Here is a 16,992-nt window from a genome sequence, read left to right on the forward strand (position 1 = left end):
AATAAGATAAATCATGAGGAAAATTACTAAAGTATTTCTTTTCATAATAGTCTCTAGTTTCCTTATTAGTTGTAATACGACAACCGAACAAGAAAGTATCACATTATCAAAAAAGTTGCTTTCGACGAAACTATTAAATAGTGAGCGTATCAAAGAAAAGTTTGGCAGTTATGACATTGATGTTTTAAGTCATACAAACAAAGTACGTATTTCTAATTTATATAGTTTTGAAGAAGGGACTAAGGTAACGAGAACCTTTGCCGTTGTTAATTATCCAGAGCAGATAGATTCGAGTTATGCAGCCATACATTCAAAAGTTATAAAGGGTGCATCGATTGGAAGGATCTTCAAAAAAAATAGATGGAGCATTGTCAAAGTGCCTCTATATAAAGGAACCATTCCTACAAAGTTAAAGGAGTTTTCCTATGTATACGATCTAATGTCAATTCAAAAAAATGCATTGGCCTTTTATATGTATGATTTTCACATACAAAAAGATGGTAACGACTATAAATACGCTACGATCACGGAAATCTACCACCCTCAGTATATAAATACCAAGACATTAGAACTATTGTATAAGGAACAACAAATCCCTATCAAAAAAACGCCTCAGGTTAATCAAATATTGAATATTGTTTACGCGAAAATGCAATCCAAGTAAAGCTTAAGTTACTAGTATGCCTAAAAAAGGAAAAGCAAAAAATACAGTCAATAAAGCAAAGCACTCCAAGTTGATGGCTCAAAAGGTTTCTAAGGTGCAGCAACAAAAAGTCAAGAACAAGGAACGACTAAAAGCCATTATCAGAAAATCCAACGAAAACAAAAAATAGACAGACTTGTCTGTTTTTAAAAAATAATTGTATCTTTGCATCATGAAACATTCAGAAATCAAAGATCATATTATTAAAACTGCCTCACATCTATTCTACCATAAGGGATATAATTTGACCGGGATTAATGAAATCATTTCTGAAGCTGGTATTGCTAAAGCGACATTGTATAATCATTTTAAATCTAAAGAAGATATTTGTCTTGCCTACTTACAGTATAAGAATTCTGCATTCTTAACTAAAATAAAAGAGGTTTGTGCTTCGAAGAAAAAAGGTATTGGTCAAGTATTAGCGGTATTTGATTTTTTAGAAGCCTTTTTTAAAGATAAAGATTTTAATGGATGCTGGTGTATTAATACTATTTCGGAGTTGCCCAAAGAGAATCAACGGATTCGGTCCGAAATCCAACAGCAGAAAAATAGTCTTATCAACTTTCTAACTGAGCTAGTAGGACAGAATCTGCCAGATCATAGTACATTGGAACAACAAAAACTGGCAAAGCAGATTTACTTATTGTATGAAGGTGCTGTTGCAGAGAGTCATTTGCATCAAAATGATTGGCCAATTACCTCTGCCAGAGAATTATGTAACTCCATTATTAATTAAAAAAATTTGTTTAACTAAAGACAGACTTGTCTGTCTATTTTAAAATAACTATATGAATCAATTCAAGAACAAAGTAGCCATTATTATTGGTGGAACAAGTGGCATTGGAAAATCCACTTCAGAACAATTACTCGCTCAGGGAGCAGTCGTACACATTGTAGGAAGAAATACTGATAAGGTTCAGGATCAGGATAACTTAAGAAAGCACACCGTGGATATTTCCAACAGCAGTCAACTAAAGGATTTCTTAAAAGCTATTGACGCATTGGATCGCGTAGACTATTTAGTTAATGCTTCGGGTATATTTGGACCTAAACCATTCTTGGATCATACTATTTCAGATTATGATGCTTATCTAAACCTTAATCGTGGGTTCTTTTTCATTACACAGGCAGCAGCAAAGAAAATGAAAGAACACGGAGGAGGTGCTATTGTTAGTGTTGGATCCATGTGGGCAAAACAAGCTGTAAAAGCTACGCCGTCATCGGCCTACTCTATGCAAAAGGCAGGTTTACACTCGCTTACGCAACACGTAGCCATGGAACTGGCTGAAGATAATATTAGAGTCAATGCTGTTTCTCCCGCTGTGGTAAGTACACCTGTATATCATGGAGTTTTTGGAGGTAAAGAAGAAGCAGAAAAAGCATTGGAAGGATTCCACGGCTTCCACCCTATTGGAAGGAACGGAACTCCTGAAGATATAGCGAACAGTATTATTTTTCTGTTATCCGACAAAGCTTCCTGGATTACCGGAACCATTTTGGACATTGATGGTGGAGTCATGGCAGGGAGAAATTAATTATAGATAAAAATGAAAACTTGAAAAAAAGTCAGGTTTTCATTTTTATATAAACTATTTATCGTAATATTGCAATATAATAATTAATATGGGGCTAACGAAGTCAGAAATATTTACAGAGGAGCAAAACAACTTGGCAGCTATTGCTAAAGTGTTAGGGCATCCTGCGCGAATTGCTATTCTTCAACATTTGATGAAGATACAATCTTGCATCTGCGGAGATCTGGTTAATGTGATAGGCTTAGCGCAACCCACGATATCGCAACATTTAAAAGAGTTAAAAAAAATAAACATCATTCAAGGAGATATAGAAGGAACTAGTGTTTGCTACTGCATTAACAAAGAAGAATGGAAAAACATTCAACACAGTCTAACCGCGTTTCTAGATCTTTCTGTATATAAAAATTGTTGTTGAAAAAAATTTATATTTATTAATCGTAATATTACAATAAAATGAAGTTATCAGAAATTAAACAACACTTGTCGAACTTAGAGACCATTGCTTTTGAATTACCAGATGGTTCTTTAGTTCCCAATCATTTTCACGTTACCGAAGTAGGGCAAATCACCAAAAACTTTATCGATTGTGGGGGAACTATAAGAAAGGAAGAAGTCATTAACTTTCAGCTGTGGGACGCAAATGATTACGATCATCGACTACATCCGGAAAAGTTGGTGCATATTATTAATCTATCTGAAAAAGTATTGGGATTGAATGACCTAGATATTGAAGTAGAATATCAAGGCACTACCATTGGAAAATTCGGACTGGATTTTAATGGAAAGAACTTTTTATTAACCTCTACCAATACTGCTTGCCTGGCTCAAGAAGCATGTGGTATCCCAGAAGTAAAAACGCAAACAGCTTGCGCACCAAATTCAGGTTGTTGTTAACAAAATCAAATATCCAAGTACTCATGTTTTTAGCAATAAGAGAAACAATCTCCAGCCTTAATACAAACACCATAACACAAGAAAGGAAACAAATTTTAAACCCGCTTACGGAATTTATTCAGAACAAGATTGACAATGACGAGGTTATAAATATCAACTTTATATGTACGCATAATTCTAGGAGAAGTCATTTGTCTCAAATCTGGATGAAAACGTTGGCGGACCACAGGGGTATCCCAAATGTGTATTGCTATTCTGGTGGAACAGAAGCAACAGCGATGGCATCAGGAGTATTAACCACACTAAAAAATCAAGGTTTTGACATCCAAGCTATTTCAGATGAATCAAACACGGTGTATGCGGTGAAGTACGGAAAAAATGCGCAACCCATCATTGGTTTTTCTAAGAGATATGATGATCCTTTTAACCCAGAAGATAGCTTTGCAGCTATTATGACCTGCTCTCAAGCCGATGGCGGTTGTCCGTTTATTGCTGGAGCAGAAAAAAGAATTCCGATTACCTTTGAGGACCCAAAGCTATTCGACGGAACAGATCAAGAAAAAGAAAAATATCAAGAGCGAAGTATACAGATCGCTACGGAAATACTATATGTTCTTCAACAAGTAAAAACATAAAAAAATCCCGAGCACATGCTCGGGATTTTTATCTTTATAAGATACAGGATTAAGTATCAATAGATCCTAAAACTCGCTTCATAAAAGCATTTAATGCTTCCTTTTTAGGAGTCCCATCCTTGACCATTTTATTTACTTCAATGGCCCCATACATATTAGAGATCAATTCTCCAATAACATCTAATTCTTCATCTTTTAATGAGGGAACTTCTGTTAAAGCCTCTAAAGTTTCGATCGTTTCTATAACATAGTCCTGATCGTTTTCTTCGATAAAATTTGTCAAATGTTTTATTACTGGCAATTTCATACTAGTTGATTTGATCTACTAACTCTTTTAAAACATCAAACTTGTTCGTTTGTACCTGATTTTGAAATGTTCCATTCGAAAAAGTAGCGAATGTAGGCAAATTATCTACTGTAGCTAATTTTCTGCTTTCAGGAAATTTTTCTGCATCTGCCATCACAAACACCATTCCATCATTTTCACCAGCCAGCTTTTTAAACTTTGGCTTCATGATTCTACAGTTACCGCACCAGGTAGCAGAATATTGTACAACTACTTTATCATTGCTAGCAACGATCTCTGATAAATTATCTTGACTTAATTCTTGTATCATTATTAACTATTTAGAATATGCTTAGTGAACTGCTAAATATTCAGCTGTACCTTTAGCATTTGGTGCCAATGCAGTTTTTCCTTCTTCCCAGTTTGCTGGGCATACTTCTCCATGAGATTGTACGTGTGCATATGCATCAATTAAACGTAAGAACTCATTTACATTTCTTCCTACTGGCATATGGTTCACACCTTCATGGAAAACCGTTCCCTCTTCGTCAATTAAGTAAGTAGCTCTATAAGTTACATTATCACCTTCTACCTGCACTGTTCCAGTTGCCTCATCATAGATTTCATTGGTGATATCTAAAATACCAAGGATGCTAGATAAGTTTCTATTGCTATCTGCTAAAATCGGGTAGGTAACTCCTTCGATCCCTCCATTATCTTTAGCTGTGCTTAACCACGCAAAGTGAACTTCAGGAGTATCACAAGAAGCTCCGATTACCACTGTATTTCTTTTTTCAAATTCTGCGATGGTAGCTTGAAAAGCATGTAATTCAGTTGGACAAACAAATGTGAAATCTTTTGGGTACCAGAATAACAATACTTTTTTCTTACTATTTACCGCTTCTTCTAAGACGTTCATTTTAAATGTGTCTCCCATTTCATTCATTGCATCTACTGCGATGTTTGGAAATTTTTTACCTACTAGTGTAGCCATTTTTTCGTTTATTTTTATTGATTAATATTTCGCTTCATTTTTGCGTTGCAAATATATCTATGCAATGGTTCATAAATTGAAAAACCATCATTTTTTTTCTTGATTTTACTATAGTTTTTTCAAATAGTAAATAGTCTTTCTTTATACGTTATAAATCAAGATTCTATACCATAAAAAATTCTTTCAGCAAAAGCGATCAAATAACCTATATATTCATAGTTTTAACTTATAATGAAATAAAAAATATAGATAAAAATTATTCATAATTTATTGTAAATTTGGGAGTATCATAATTTAATAATTAATAGAACATGGAAAATCACGGATCTAACCAAGGAAAATGTCCTTTTATGAGCGGAGAGCTTAGCAAAGGTGCCGGAGGCGGAACATCAAACCGCGACTGGTGGCCAAACGAATTGAAATTAAACATTTTGCGTCAAAATGCATCAAAATCTAATCCAATGGGTGACGATTTTAATTATGCAAAGGCATTCAGTAGTGTCAATTATGATGCACTAAAAAAGGATGTCATTGACTTGATGACTAATTCTCAAGATTGGTGGCCAGCCGATTATGGGCACTACGGACCTTTTATGATTCGCATGGCTTGGCACAGTGCCGGAACCTACCGTGTTGGAGATGGACGTGGAGGCGCTGGTTCAGGTACACATCGCTTTGCTCCTTTAAATAGCTGGCCAGATAATGGTAACCTTGATAAAGCTCGTTTATTACTATGGCCTGTAAAAAAGAAATATGGTAATAAGATCTCCTGGGCAGATCTTATGATACTAGCAGGAAATTGCGCCTTAGAATCTATGGGGTTCAAAACCTTTGGTTTCGCTGGTGGTCGTGAGGATGTATGGGAACCAGAACAAGATATTTATTGGGGGTCAGAAACTGGATGGTTAGATAATGATGATAGATATGATACAAGTGATGGAGATTTAGAAGGTCACCTCGGTGCTGTTCATATGGGATTGATCTATGTAAATCCTGAAGGACCTAATGGAGAACCAGATCCATTAAAATCTGCTCACGATATTAAAATCACATTTGGAAGAATGGCCATGGATGATGAAGAAACAGTTGCTTTAGTTGCGGGCGGACATACTTTTGGAAAGGCACATGGAGCTGCTGATCCAGACAAATATGTGGGTGTAGAACCTCATGGTGCTCCTATAGAGCAGATGAGTATGGGCTGGAAAAACACCTATCAAAGCGGTGTTTTAGATGATGCCATTACTAGTGGATTGGAAGGCGCATGGACACCGAATCCTACCAGATGGGATGATGAGTATTTTGACGTTCTATTAAATTATGATTGGGAATTAACTAAAAGTCCTGCTGGAGCGCACCAATGGACACCTACTGAAGCGTCTAAAGCTAAACGAGCTCCGAAAGCAGGAAATGCGAACGAATCGCAAGCATTGATGATGTCTACCGCAGATATGGCACTAAAAATGGATCCGACTTATTTAGAGGTCTCGAAACGCTTTCACGAAGATCATAATGCGTTTGCAGATGCGTTTGCAAGAGCATGGTATAAACTAACGCATAGGGATATGGGGCCGATACATCGCTATCTAGGTCCAGAAGTTCCTCAGGAAGAATTAATCTGGCAAGATCCTATTCCAACCGTAAATTATAGTTTAAGCGATAGTGACATAGCTACCTTAAAAAATAGTATTGCTGCTTCTGGTTTAACCATTTCTCAGCTGGTATCCACTGCATGGGCTTCTGCTTCTACCTTTAGAGGTTCAGACATGCGCGGTGGAGCCAATGGAGGAAGAATTCGTTTGGAGCCTCAAAGAAATTGGGAGGTAAATAACCCAAGTGAATTACACAAAGTACTTACCGTATATGAAGGAATTCAAAATGATTTCAGCGGGGAAGTTTCTATGGCAGACCTTATCGTGCTAGGAGGAAATGTTGGTATTGAGCAGGGAGCTCAAAATGCAGGACATTACGTGACAGTTCCATTTACACAAGGACGAGGAGATGCCTCTCAAGAACAAACTGATATAGAATCATTCAACTACTTAAAACCTTTGGCTGATGGATTTAGAAATTATGTACACCCAAAGGTAAAAGCTGTGGCTGAAGACCTATTGGTAGATAGAGCAAATTTGCTAACACTTTCTATTCCAGAAATGACTGCTTTAGTAGGCGGATTGAGAGTATTAGGAACAAATTACGATGGTTCTAACCATGGTGTATTTACAGATAATGTTGGAAGTTTATCTAATGATTTCTTTGTAAATGTATTGGATCTTGGTACAACCTGGAGTGCAACTTCAGACGACCAAACCTTATTTGAAGGACGCGATCGTATAACGGGAGCGCTAAAACATACTGGAACACGTGCCGATCTGATCTTCGGATCGAATACGGAGCTAAGAGCAGTTTGTGAAGTATATGGTGCCAATGATGGGGAACAAAGATTTGTGAATGACTTTGTGGCTGCATGGACCAAAGTGATGAACCTGGATCGTTATGATCTGGATTAGATCAAAATAGACGAAATAAAAAAGGCGATCCATAAATGGATCGCCTTTTTTATTTATCAAATGGATTACTTACTTGCAAACAGTTTTACATCGTTTTCTGAGACTTCTTGTTCCCCTAAAATGATCAATCGCTCTACAACATTTCGTAATTCCCGAATATTACCCGTCCAGTCATATTTTTGTAATAGATCAATCGCTGATTTAGAAAATGATTTCTTCGCCATTCCTTGTTCTCCTGCTATTTTCCCTGCAAAGTAGTTAATCAATAATGGAATATCATCCCGTCTATCATTCAATGCAGGCACCTGAATTAGAATAACTGCTAATCTATGGTATAGATCTTCTCTAAATCTTCCTTCTGAAATTTCCTTTTTAAGATCCTTGTTGGTTGCCGCAATCACTCGAACATTTACCTTAATGTCTTTATCGCTTCCTACTCTAGATATTCTGTTTTCTTGTAAAGCTCTGAGCACTTTTGCTTGGGCGGATAAACTCATATCTCCTATTTCGTCTAGAAAAATAGTTCCTCCATTTGCTGCTTCAAACTTTCCTGCCCTATCTTTATTGGCACCCGTAAAACTTCCTTTTACATGACCAAATAGTTCGCTCTCTATCAATTCTGATGGAATCGCCGCACAATTTACCTCTATCATTGGAGATTTAGCACGTTCTGATTTTTCATGCAGCCAATGAGCCACCAATTCTTTTCCAGTCCCGTTAGGTCCCGTGATCAAAACTCGTGCATCTGTTGCTGCAACTTTTTCTATGATGTCTTTGATATGAGTGATCTCCTTACTCTTACCAATCATTTCATAGTTCTTACTTACTTTTTTCTTTAAACGCTTATTCTCAACAACCAGTACCTTTCTATCTAACGCATTTCGAACCGTATTTAACAAACGATTCAGATCTGGTGGTTTAGAAATATAATCATAAGCTCCTAAGCGCATCGTGTTTACCGCTGTATCCAGATCACCATGCCCAGAGATCATTACAAACGGTGTTTCTGGCTTTATCTTCTTTGCTTTTTCTAACACCTCTACTCCATCCATTTTTGGCATCTTGATATCGCATAATACCAAATCAAAGTCAGTATCCTTGATCATTTCTATACCTCGTAAGCCATCCTCTGCCTCTTCTACTTGATATGCATCGTTTTCTTCCGAAATAATCTTCGTTAACACTCTGCGGATTGCAGCTTCATCTTCTATAATTAGTATTTTACTCATTCTTGATTTTTAGGGTTGAATATATGAACATCTCTTTGCGGAAATGGAATTCTAATCTCATGTTCTCTAAACGCTTTTTCTATGGCAAAGCGTATATCGCTCTTAATCTTATTTCTGGTAAAACTATCTCTGATTACAAAAAGAAGTTTAAAACGCATAGAACTTTCGGCAAATTCCCAAAATAAGACGTCTGGTTTTTTCGCTTTAGTGATCATAGGGTGCTCTTCCGCAATCTTTAGTAAGATCTCTTTTACTTTTTCCACATCTGTTCCATATGCGACACCAACCTCAACAGACTCTGTTGTTACATTTCCATTCTGAGTCCAATTATACAAGCTATGCGTCATGAACTTGTGGTTCGGAATAATCAACACGCGATCATCAATCGTAACCGCCCTTGAAGTACGCAACTTTATTTCAAAAATACGCCCCACTTTACCATCAACTTCCACAATATCATCTACCTGTAGCGATCTGTCAACCAAAATGAATATCCCAGAAATAATATCTTGAAATAAGGTTTGTAGCCCTAAACCAATACCTACTAATAACGCAGCAGATCCAGCCAGTAAAACACTCATTTTTATTCCTGAAGACTCCAGTGCCACAATCAGCACCAACGTATAAATGAAGTACTTTATAAAAGAAAAAACGGATCTAAACTTTCCTTTGTTCTGTTCATCTAATTTACTATTTACTATTTTACGCACTAGTTTTAATAACCAGTTTGTAAGCAGCATAATAAAAATGATAATCAGAATGGTTCTTACATCTAGATGTATATTTTCACCTATCTTGAAAGAATAGTCTAAAAACTCATTTAGTTTTTTCAAGTCCTAGTATTTTAACCACTTATACAAATCTTTATAGGTAGGTTTCTTTCCGTACATTAAGATTCCAACTCTGTAGATCTTTGCAGCAAACCATACCATGAATGTAAAGGTAAGCAATAATAATGCCATTGAAATCGCTAATTCATACCACGAAACTCCGAACGGAACTCTCATAAGCATTACTATCGGTGATGTAAATGGAATATATGAGAATATGGTTGAAATAGGTCCATGTGGATCATTGATCACAGTAGCAAAACCAACATATACACCTAATATTAAAGGTAGCATAATTGGCAACATAAATTGCTGTGTATCTGTTTCATTATCTACAGCAGCACCAACCGCCGCAAATAAAGAACTGTATAACATAAATCCTCCTAAGAAATAGAAAATGAATAGTACAAATAGTTTCAATAAAGGTAGTCGTAAGATCTCCTGAATGATCAATTCCATTTTTCCTCCTGAGGCTTGTTTCATAGTCTCTAGTTGTTCTGCCGATTGCATTTCGCTCATATCGACACCAAAAACAGCAGACGCAACAATAGATATTATCAGCAATAATACTCCCCAAATAAAGAATTGTAATAATCCGGCAGAAGCATTTCCTATAATCTTACCAAGCATTAACTGAAATGGTTTCACAGAAGACACGATGATCTCAATAATTCTACTAGTTTTTTCTTCAATAACACTTCGCATTACGGAAGTTCCATAGATCATCACAAACATCATTAATAAATATCCTGCAATGGCTCCGACTCCTATCTTTAATCCGTTATTTAATTTTGAAGATTCTTCTCCAGAGAAATTAATCATTTTAATTTCAGCCGATATTCTAGAAGCCTTTATTTTCTCAAGATCCATTCCGAAATTGGTCAATTTCACATTACGCAACTTACGCTCAATTTTGCCTTCAATATTATCCATAATAGACAATCCTGGTGTCTCTTTAGAGTAGTACTCTATAGAACCAGCCAACACCTCTAAACTATCGATCTTAGGAATAAATAATACACCATCAAATTCACCATCCTCTACTTTCTTCTTAGAAGACTCTATCCCTTGATCTGTATAATCTATATACTTGACAGTCTTTGTACTTTTAAAACTGTCATCAGAAAATAATTGTGAATTATCTACATATATAATGTTCTTAACCTTTTCATCATTTTTCTTCATTAAGAAAAAGACCAATGCTCCCATTCCCACCATGATTAGTGGACTTAAGAAGGTCATCATGATGAATGATTTATTTTTTACTTTCGCGTTAAATTCTCTTTTAACAATTAACTTTAGCTTTCCCATGATCTTAACTGTTTTTACCTATTGCTTGAATAAAAATATCATTTGCATTAGGGATCAATTCCACAAAATGCTGCACCTGTCCCTTACCAGACAAATACCCTAATAAATCGTTGGCCGAATTTCCTTCTGTCAGTTTAACATTCAAACACAACTCATCACTTAATAGCTTAAAATCAGCTGGAGATACATCAAACTTTTCTCTTAAAGTAGCTTCTACTTCCTTCGCGTTATCTGTATCCAATCCAACCTGAAAAGTATTGGTTCTAAACTCCCTCTTAATATCAATTAATCTACCATCCAAAATCTTATTTGACTTATCAATTAAAGCAATATCATCACAAAGCTCCTCAACGGATTCCATTCTGTGTGTAGAAAATATAATAGTAGCGCCTTCGTCTCTTAATTGTAAGATCTCATTTGCTATCAATTGTGCATTAATAGGATCAAAACCAGAAAACGGTTCATCAAAAATCAATAACTTAGGTTGATGCATAACCGTTACAATAAACTGGACTTTTTGAGCCATCCCCTTGGAAAGCTCTTCTATTTTCTTACCCCACCAGGCAGAGATATCAAACTTCTCAAACCAGTACTTTAACCTTTTTTTTGCCTCAGCTTTACTCAAGCCTTTTAATTGCGCTAAATACAATGCCTGCTCTCCTACTTTCATACTTTTGTACAAACCTCTTTCTTCAGGTAAATAACCTATATCTTCTATATGTTTAGGCTGTAAAGCTTCTCCATCTAGGACAATAGATCCACTATCTGGCAATGTGATTTGGTTAATAATACGAATAAGCGAGGTTTTTCCTGCTCCATTTGGACCTAGCAGTCCAAAAACACTTCCCTTGGGTATTTGAAGTGATACATTGTTTAATGCAGTAAAGTCTCCATACTTCTTTACTACATTATTAATTTCTAATAAATTCCCCATATAGTTTAGTTGATTTTTAATTCGTTCTTCAAGCGTAACAAACTTACTGTTTTAACATTAGTATTCATAATAAAAATTTGTTACAGATTTTCAGGCATTAATTACTCTTTTCTAGATAAACTCTTAAGAAATTATTAAAAAATACTATGCATGCATAATTTTTTTACTTATTTATTATGCACGCATAATAAATTTTTATATCTTTGATGCAATGGACAAAAACAAATCAATTGATCATCAATTAAGAGCGACATGGCAAGCGGTAGCAAAACTCTACAATGAGCAAGCTGCCAAGCATGATAGCACGATGGCCACCGCCTTTGTATTGCTTAATATTGATTATGAAAACGGTACTCCTTCTACTGCTTTAGGGCCACTTATGGGTATGGAGCCCACAAGTCTTTCCAGGATTTTGAAGAGTATGGAAGATAAGGGGGCTATCCGAAGAGAGAAGAACCCAGAAGATGGTAGAAGCGTAATTATCAAACTCACAGATTATGGAAAAGAGATGCGAGAGGTATCTAAAGAATCTGTGATCGTTTTTAATACTAAAATTAGAGAACATATAACTGATGAAGAAATGGAAGCATTCTTCAAAGTAACCTCTACTATAAACAAACTTATAGCTGACAAAATGATTTATCAGGACGATAAAATCGATAAAAAAGCTGTGTAAACAAATCAAAACAAATGACTAGAAGAATTAAAAAAGTAGCAATTATTGGCTCCGGTATTATGGGAAGCGGTATTGCTTGTCACTTTGCTAACATTGGTGTAGAAGTTCTTTTATTGGATATTGTTCCAAGAGAGCTAAATGATAAAGAGAAAGCAAAGGGATTAACTTTAGAAGACAAGGTAGTTCGGAACCGTTTAGTTAATGATGCATTAACTGCTTCGTTAAAATCAAAACCATCTCCTATTTATAATATAAAATTTGCCAATAGGATCACTACAGGTAATATAGATGATGATCTTCATATGATCAAAGATGTTGATTGGGTGATGGAAGTAGTTGTAGAACGATTGGATATTAAAAAACAAGTTTTTGAGAAAATAGAAAAATATAGAACACCTGGAACATTGATTACATCGAATACTTCAGGGATTCCAATCAAATTTATGAATGAAGGAAGAAGCGAAGACTTTCAGCAACATTTTGCGGTAACACACTTCTTTAACCCACCTCGATATTTAAAACTTTTTGAAGTGGTACCTGGTCCAAAGTGCAAACAGGATGTGGTTGATTTTTTAATGGTGTATGGCGATAAGTTTCTAGGAAAAACTTCGGTGCTTGCTAAAGACACTCCTGCATTTATTGGAAATAGAATTGGAATATTTGGCATCATGAGTTTATTCCATGTTGTAAAAGAAATGGGACTGACCATTGAAGAAGTAGACAAATTAACGGGACCAGTTATCGGTAGACCAAAGTCGGCCACTTTTAGAACTATAGATGTAGTAGGGTTAGATACCTTGGTACATACAGCTAATGGTGTAAAAGACAATTGCCCGAATGATGAAATGAGAGATCAATTTGTGATTCCTGATTTTGTCAATACCATGATGGAAAATAAATGGTTGGGAAGTAAAACGAAGCAAGGGTTTTATAAGAAAGTTGTCAATGATGGAAAAAAGGAAATTCTTTCTTTAGATCTAAACACTTTGGAGTATCGTACCAAGCAACGCGCCAAGTTTGCAACATTAGAATTGACCAAAACAATAGACAATGTAATTGATCGCTTTAAAGTATTGGTAGGCGGAAAAGATAAAGCTGGAGAATTCTATAGAAAAAGCTTTGCAGCGATGTTTGCCTATGTTCAAAATAGAATTCCTGAAATTTCGGATGAACTATACCGAATTGACGATGCGTTAAAAGCAGGATTTGGTTGGGAACATGGTCCTTTCGAAATCTGGGATGCTATCGGTGTAGAAAAAGGAATTGAAATGATGAAAGCTGAAGGAAAAGAACCTGCAGCTTGGGTGTTGGAAATGTTGGAAAAAGGGTCTAACTCGTTTTATTCAGTGAAAGAAGGCGCAACGCATTATTATGATATTCCTTCAAAAACACAAACAAAGAAACCTGGACAAGATGCATTTATCATCTTAGATAATATTAGAGAGTCGAAAGCAGTCTTCAAAAATTCTGGAGTTGTGGTCGAAGATCTCGGAGATGGAATTTTAAATGTAGAGTTCCAATCAAAAATGAATACAATTGGTGGGGATGTATTAGCTGGCTTGAATAAAGCCATCGATATGGCAGAAAAAGATTACCAGGGACTTGTCGTTGGTAATCAAGCTGCCAACTTCTCTGTAGGTGCCAATATCGGTATGATCTTTATGATGGCTGTAGAACAGGAATATGACGAATTGAACATGGCGATCAAATATTTTCAAGATACCATGATGCGCATGCGTTATTCATCGATTCCAACAGTTGCTGCCCCTCATGGGATGGCTTTAGGTGGAGGATGTGAATTATCTATGCATGCAGACAAAGTAGTAGCCGCAGCTGAAACCTATATTGGGTTGGTCGAATTTGGTGTTGGTGTAATTCCCGGTGGTGGTGGATCTAAGGAGTTCGCTTTAAGATCCGCAGACTCATTTAGAAAAGGAGATGTAGAATTAAATGTATTGCAAGAGAATTTTCTAACTATTGGTATGGCCAAAGTAGCAACTTCTGCTTATGAGGCTTTTGATCTGGGCATTTTACAAAAAGGAAAAGATGTTGTGGTTGTAAATAAAGATCGTCAGATAGCACAAGCTAAAAAACATGCGCTGTTGATGGCAGAAGCTGGATATACGCAACCTCCTGCAAGAAAAGACATTAAGGTTCTTGGTAAACAAGCTTTAGGAATGTTCTTGGTAGGTACGGACGCTATGGAAGCAAGTCACTATATCTCAGAACACGATAAGAAGATCGCTAATAAATTGGCCTATGTTATGGCAGGTGGAGATTTATCCGAACCTACCAAAGTTACCGAACAGTATCTCTTAGATATTGAACGTGAAGCGTTTTTAAGTTTAACTACGGAACGTAAAACTTTAGAGCGTATACAACACATGTTAAAAACTGGTAAACCTTTACGCAACTAAAAGTCGCGTAAGTATTGAGATATTAGCACTAAGTAGTTAGAAAATGCACAAAGTAGAAAATTTAAAGATGTGGCAGAAGTCAATTAAGTTGACAAAAGCTGTGTATACTTTAATTTCTGATGTATCTCCTGATGAAAAGTATGGTTTAAAATCTCAAATAAAAAGAAGTGCAGTTTCTATTCCTTCTAATATTGCCGAAGGAGCAGGAAGAAATTCTCAGAAAGAATTCCAACACTTTTTAAGTATTGCAAACGGTTCATCTTATGAATTACAAACGCAATTAATATTATTAGTCGAATTAAACTTAGTTGATAAAAACAAAGTACAACCAGTAATTGAGTTGTGTATTGAAATTCAGAAAATGAATTACTCATTTCAGAAAACATTAAAACCTCAATACTAAAGCCTCAATACTCAATACTACAAAAAATATGAAGACAGCATATATAGTAAAAGGATATAGAACAGCAGTAGGAAAAGCTCCAAAAGGATTATTCCGTTTTAAAAGAACAGATGAATTGGCAGCTGAAACCATTCAACATATGATGAAGGAACTTCCGCAACTGGATGTAAAACGAATTGATGATGTTATAGTAGGAAATGCTATGCCAGAAGGTTCTCAAGGTTTAAATATGGCTCGCTTAATCTCTTTAATGGGATTGAATAGTGTAGATGTCCCCGGCGTTACCGTAAATAGATTTTGCTCATCAGGATTAGAAACCATTGCCATGGCAGCAGCCAAAATTCAGGCTGGAATGGCCGAGTGTATTATTGCAGGTGGAGCAGAAAGCATGAGTGCAGTTCCAATGACCGGGTATAAAACAGAATTGAATTATGACCTTGTAAACTCAGGGCATGAAGACTATTACTGGGGAATGGGAAATACAGCAGAAGCTGTTGCCAATCAGTTTAAAGTATCTAGAGAAGATCAAGATGAATTTGCATATCATTCTCATATGAAAGCGCTAAAAGCGCAAGCTGAAAATCGTTTTCAGGATCAGATTGCTCCCATTACGGTAAATCAAACGTATTTAGATGCAAACGGAAAGAAAGCAACAAAAAGCTATACGGTTACTAAAGATGAAGGCCCGAGAGCTGGAACGAGCACAGCTGTATTAAATAAATTACGCCCAGTATTTGCTGCTGGTGGAAGTGTGACAGCTGGAAATTCATCCCAAATGAGTGATGGAGCTGCCTTTGTTATGGTCATGAGTGAGGATATGGTGAAGGAATTAAATTTAGAACCTATCGCTCGCCTGGTGAACTACGCTGCTGCTGGTGTAGAACCAAGGATTATGGGAATTGGACCAGTTGCAGCCATTCCAAAAGCGTTAAAACAAGCAGGATTAAAACAAGACGATATTGATTTGATTGAACTAAATGAGGCTTTTGCTTCTCAATCATTAGCTGTAATGCGCGAGTTAGATCTAAATCAAGATATCGTAAATGTAAATGGAGGCGCAATAGCATTAGGGCATCCTTTAGGATGTACTGGAGCAAAATTATCTGTTCAGCTCTTCGATGAGATGCGTAGACGTGAACTAAAAAATAAATATGGTATGGTTACTATGTGTGTTGGAACAGGACAAGGAGCAGCAGGCATTTTTGAATTTCTCAATTAAATTCTAAATGTGAAATTTTAAATGTTTGATTGTCATGAAAAAAGAAAATATAGTTCTGGATAAAAGTTTTGAATTTGCACTCATTATTATTGATTTATTCAGAAGATTAAAAGAGGAAAAAGAATTTATCATTTCTAAACAATTGTTAAGAAGTGGAACAAGTATCGGGGCTAATATACAAGAAGCAACAGCTGCTTTTTCAAGAAAAGATTTTGTACATAAAATGTCAATATCATCAAAGGAAGCTAGAGAAACTAGATATTGGTTACGGTTATTGGATAAATCAAAATTAACAAGTATAGATGTTGGTCAGCACTTAGAAAAAGTTGAGAATTTAATTAAAATACTCACCAAGATTGTAAAGACATCTCAAGAAAACAAATAGTAATTCAAAATTTAGATTTTAGAATTAAAAATTA

The 16,992-nt window shown here is 35.9% G+C and carries 20 protein-coding genes; 13 read left to right on the forward strand and 7 right to left on the reverse strand.

The window, feature by feature from the left end:
* Positions 1-13 precede the first annotated feature (13 nt).
* From RQM59_RS13390 to RQM59_RS13420, 7 genes are all read left to right on the forward strand, one after another.
* Entirely contained in the window at positions 14-664 is a 651-nt protein-coding gene (locus RQM59_RS13390; RefSeq protein WP_349242628.1) for a hypothetical protein, read from the forward strand.
* Between the two features lie 16 nt (positions 665-680).
* Positions 681-833: a hypothetical protein gene (locus tag RQM59_RS13395; protein ID WP_349242629.1), complete on the forward strand. Its 153-nt coding sequence runs from the start codon at positions 681-683 to the stop codon at positions 831-833.
* 42 nt (positions 834-875) lie between these two features.
* Entirely contained in the window at positions 876-1,439 is a 564-nt protein-coding gene (locus RQM59_RS13400; RefSeq protein ID WP_349242630.1) for a TetR/AcrR family transcriptional regulator, read from the forward strand.
* Positions 1,440-1,491: 52 nt separating this feature from the next.
* The gene (locus tag RQM59_RS13405; RefSeq protein WP_349242631.1) at positions 1,492-2,238 is read left to right on the forward strand and encodes an SDR family NAD(P)-dependent oxidoreductase; all 747 of its coding nucleotides are present in this window, start codon (positions 1,492-1,494) and stop codon (positions 2,236-2,238) included.
* A gap of 88 nt (positions 2,239-2,326) precedes the next feature.
* Positions 2,327-2,653, forward strand: a complete 327-nt coding sequence (locus tag RQM59_RS13410) for an ArsR/SmtB family transcription factor (RefSeq protein ID WP_349242632.1) — start codon at positions 2,327-2,329, stop codon at positions 2,651-2,653.
* 38 nt (positions 2,654-2,691) lie between these two features.
* Positions 2,692-3,132: a DUF6428 family protein gene (locus RQM59_RS13415; protein ID WP_349242633.1), complete on the forward strand. Its 441-nt coding sequence runs from the start codon at positions 2,692-2,694 to the stop codon at positions 3,130-3,132.
* Between the two features lie 23 nt (positions 3,133-3,155).
* A complete protein-coding gene (locus tag RQM59_RS13420; RefSeq protein WP_349242634.1) occupies positions 3,156-3,767 on the forward strand; it encodes an arsenate-mycothiol transferase ArsC in 612 nt (203 codons plus the stop codon).
* 49 nt (positions 3,768-3,816) lie between these two features.
* Here the strand turns inward: RQM59_RS13420 and RQM59_RS13425 are convergent, their stop codons facing one another.
* The 3 genes from RQM59_RS13425 to RQM59_RS13435 are packed head-to-tail and all read right to left on the reverse strand — an operon-like array spanning position 3,817 to position 5,047.
* A complete protein-coding gene (locus tag RQM59_RS13425) occupies positions 3,817-4,074 on the reverse strand; it encodes a DUF6952 family protein (RefSeq protein ID WP_349242635.1) in 258 nt (85 codons plus the stop codon).
* A gap of 1 nt (position 4,075) precedes the next feature.
* Positions 4,076-4,384, reverse strand: a complete 309-nt coding sequence (locus RQM59_RS13430) for a thioredoxin family protein (RefSeq protein ID WP_349242636.1) — start codon at positions 4,382-4,384, stop codon at positions 4,076-4,078.
* A gap of 21 nt (positions 4,385-4,405) precedes the next feature.
* On the reverse strand, positions 4,406-5,047 hold the full coding sequence (locus RQM59_RS13435; protein ID WP_349242637.1) for a peroxiredoxin: 642 nt from the start codon (positions 5,045-5,047) through the stop codon (positions 4,406-4,408).
* 311 nt (positions 5,048-5,358) lie between these two features.
* Between RQM59_RS13435 and katG the strand changes: the two genes are divergently transcribed.
* Positions 5,359-7,554: a catalase/peroxidase HPI gene (gene katG / locus RQM59_RS13440; protein ID WP_349242638.1), complete on the forward strand. Its 2,196-nt coding sequence runs from the start codon at positions 5,359-5,361 to the stop codon at positions 7,552-7,554.
* A 65-nt stretch (positions 7,555-7,619) separates the two neighbouring features.
* On the opposite strand, the gene RQM59_RS13445 is transcribed toward katG, so the two are convergent.
* The 4 genes from RQM59_RS13445 to RQM59_RS13460 are packed head-to-tail and all read right to left on the reverse strand — an operon-like array spanning position 7,620 to position 11,858.
* Positions 7,620-8,783 (reverse strand): sigma-54-dependent transcriptional regulator, encoded by a 1,164-nt coding sequence (locus RQM59_RS13445; protein ID WP_349242639.1) that lies wholly within the window; start codon positions 8,781-8,783, stop codon positions 7,620-7,622.
* The gene (locus RQM59_RS13450) at positions 8,780-9,616 is read right to left on the reverse strand and encodes a mechanosensitive ion channel family protein (protein ID WP_349242640.1); all 837 of its coding nucleotides are present in this window, start codon (positions 9,614-9,616) and stop codon (positions 8,780-8,782) included. The genes RQM59_RS13445 and RQM59_RS13450 overlap by 4 nt, the downstream gene beginning before the upstream one ends.
* A gap of 3 nt (positions 9,617-9,619) precedes the next feature.
* Positions 9,620-10,924 carry an ABC transporter permease gene (locus tag RQM59_RS13455; RefSeq protein ID WP_349242641.1) on the reverse strand — a complete coding sequence of 435 codons (1,305 nt, stop codon included), beginning with the start codon at positions 10,922-10,924 and terminating at the stop codon, positions 9,620-9,622.
* Positions 10,925-10,928: 4 nt separating this feature from the next.
* The gene (locus RQM59_RS13460) at positions 10,929-11,858 is read right to left on the reverse strand and encodes an ABC transporter ATP-binding protein (RefSeq protein ID WP_349242642.1); all 930 of its coding nucleotides are present in this window, start codon (positions 11,856-11,858) and stop codon (positions 10,929-10,931) included.
* A 211-nt stretch (positions 11,859-12,069) separates the two neighbouring features.
* On the opposite strand from RQM59_RS13460, the gene RQM59_RS13465 reads away from it, so the two are divergent.
* The 5 genes from RQM59_RS13465 to RQM59_RS13485 are packed head-to-tail and all read left to right on the forward strand — an operon-like array spanning position 12,070 to position 16,958.
* Positions 12,070-12,534 (forward strand): MarR family winged helix-turn-helix transcriptional regulator, encoded by a 465-nt coding sequence (locus tag RQM59_RS13465; RefSeq protein ID WP_349242643.1) that lies wholly within the window; start codon positions 12,070-12,072, stop codon positions 12,532-12,534.
* Between the two features lie 14 nt (positions 12,535-12,548).
* On the forward strand, positions 12,549-14,951 hold the full coding sequence (locus tag RQM59_RS13470) for a 3-hydroxyacyl-CoA dehydrogenase/enoyl-CoA hydratase family protein (RefSeq protein WP_349242644.1): 2,403 nt from the start codon (positions 12,549-12,551) through the stop codon (positions 14,949-14,951).
* Between the two features lie 43 nt (positions 14,952-14,994).
* Complete coding sequence (locus tag RQM59_RS13475) at positions 14,995-15,354, forward strand: four helix bundle protein (protein WP_349242645.1); 360 nt, start codon at positions 14,995-14,997, stop codon at positions 15,352-15,354.
* A gap of 28 nt (positions 15,355-15,382) precedes the next feature.
* Complete coding sequence (locus tag RQM59_RS13480; protein ID WP_349242646.1) at positions 15,383-16,573, forward strand: acetyl-CoA C-acyltransferase; 1,191 nt, start codon at positions 15,383-15,385, stop codon at positions 16,571-16,573.
* Between the two features lie 34 nt (positions 16,574-16,607).
* Positions 16,608-16,958 (forward strand): four helix bundle protein, encoded by a 351-nt coding sequence (locus RQM59_RS13485; RefSeq protein WP_349242647.1) that lies wholly within the window; start codon positions 16,608-16,610, stop codon positions 16,956-16,958.
* The last annotated feature ends 34 nt before the right edge of the window (positions 16,959-16,992 follow it).

Source organism: Asprobacillus argus (assembly GCF_032248395.1).
Lineage (GTDB): Bacteria > Bacteroidota > Bacteroidia > Flavobacteriales > Flavobacteriaceae > Polaribacter > Polaribacter argus.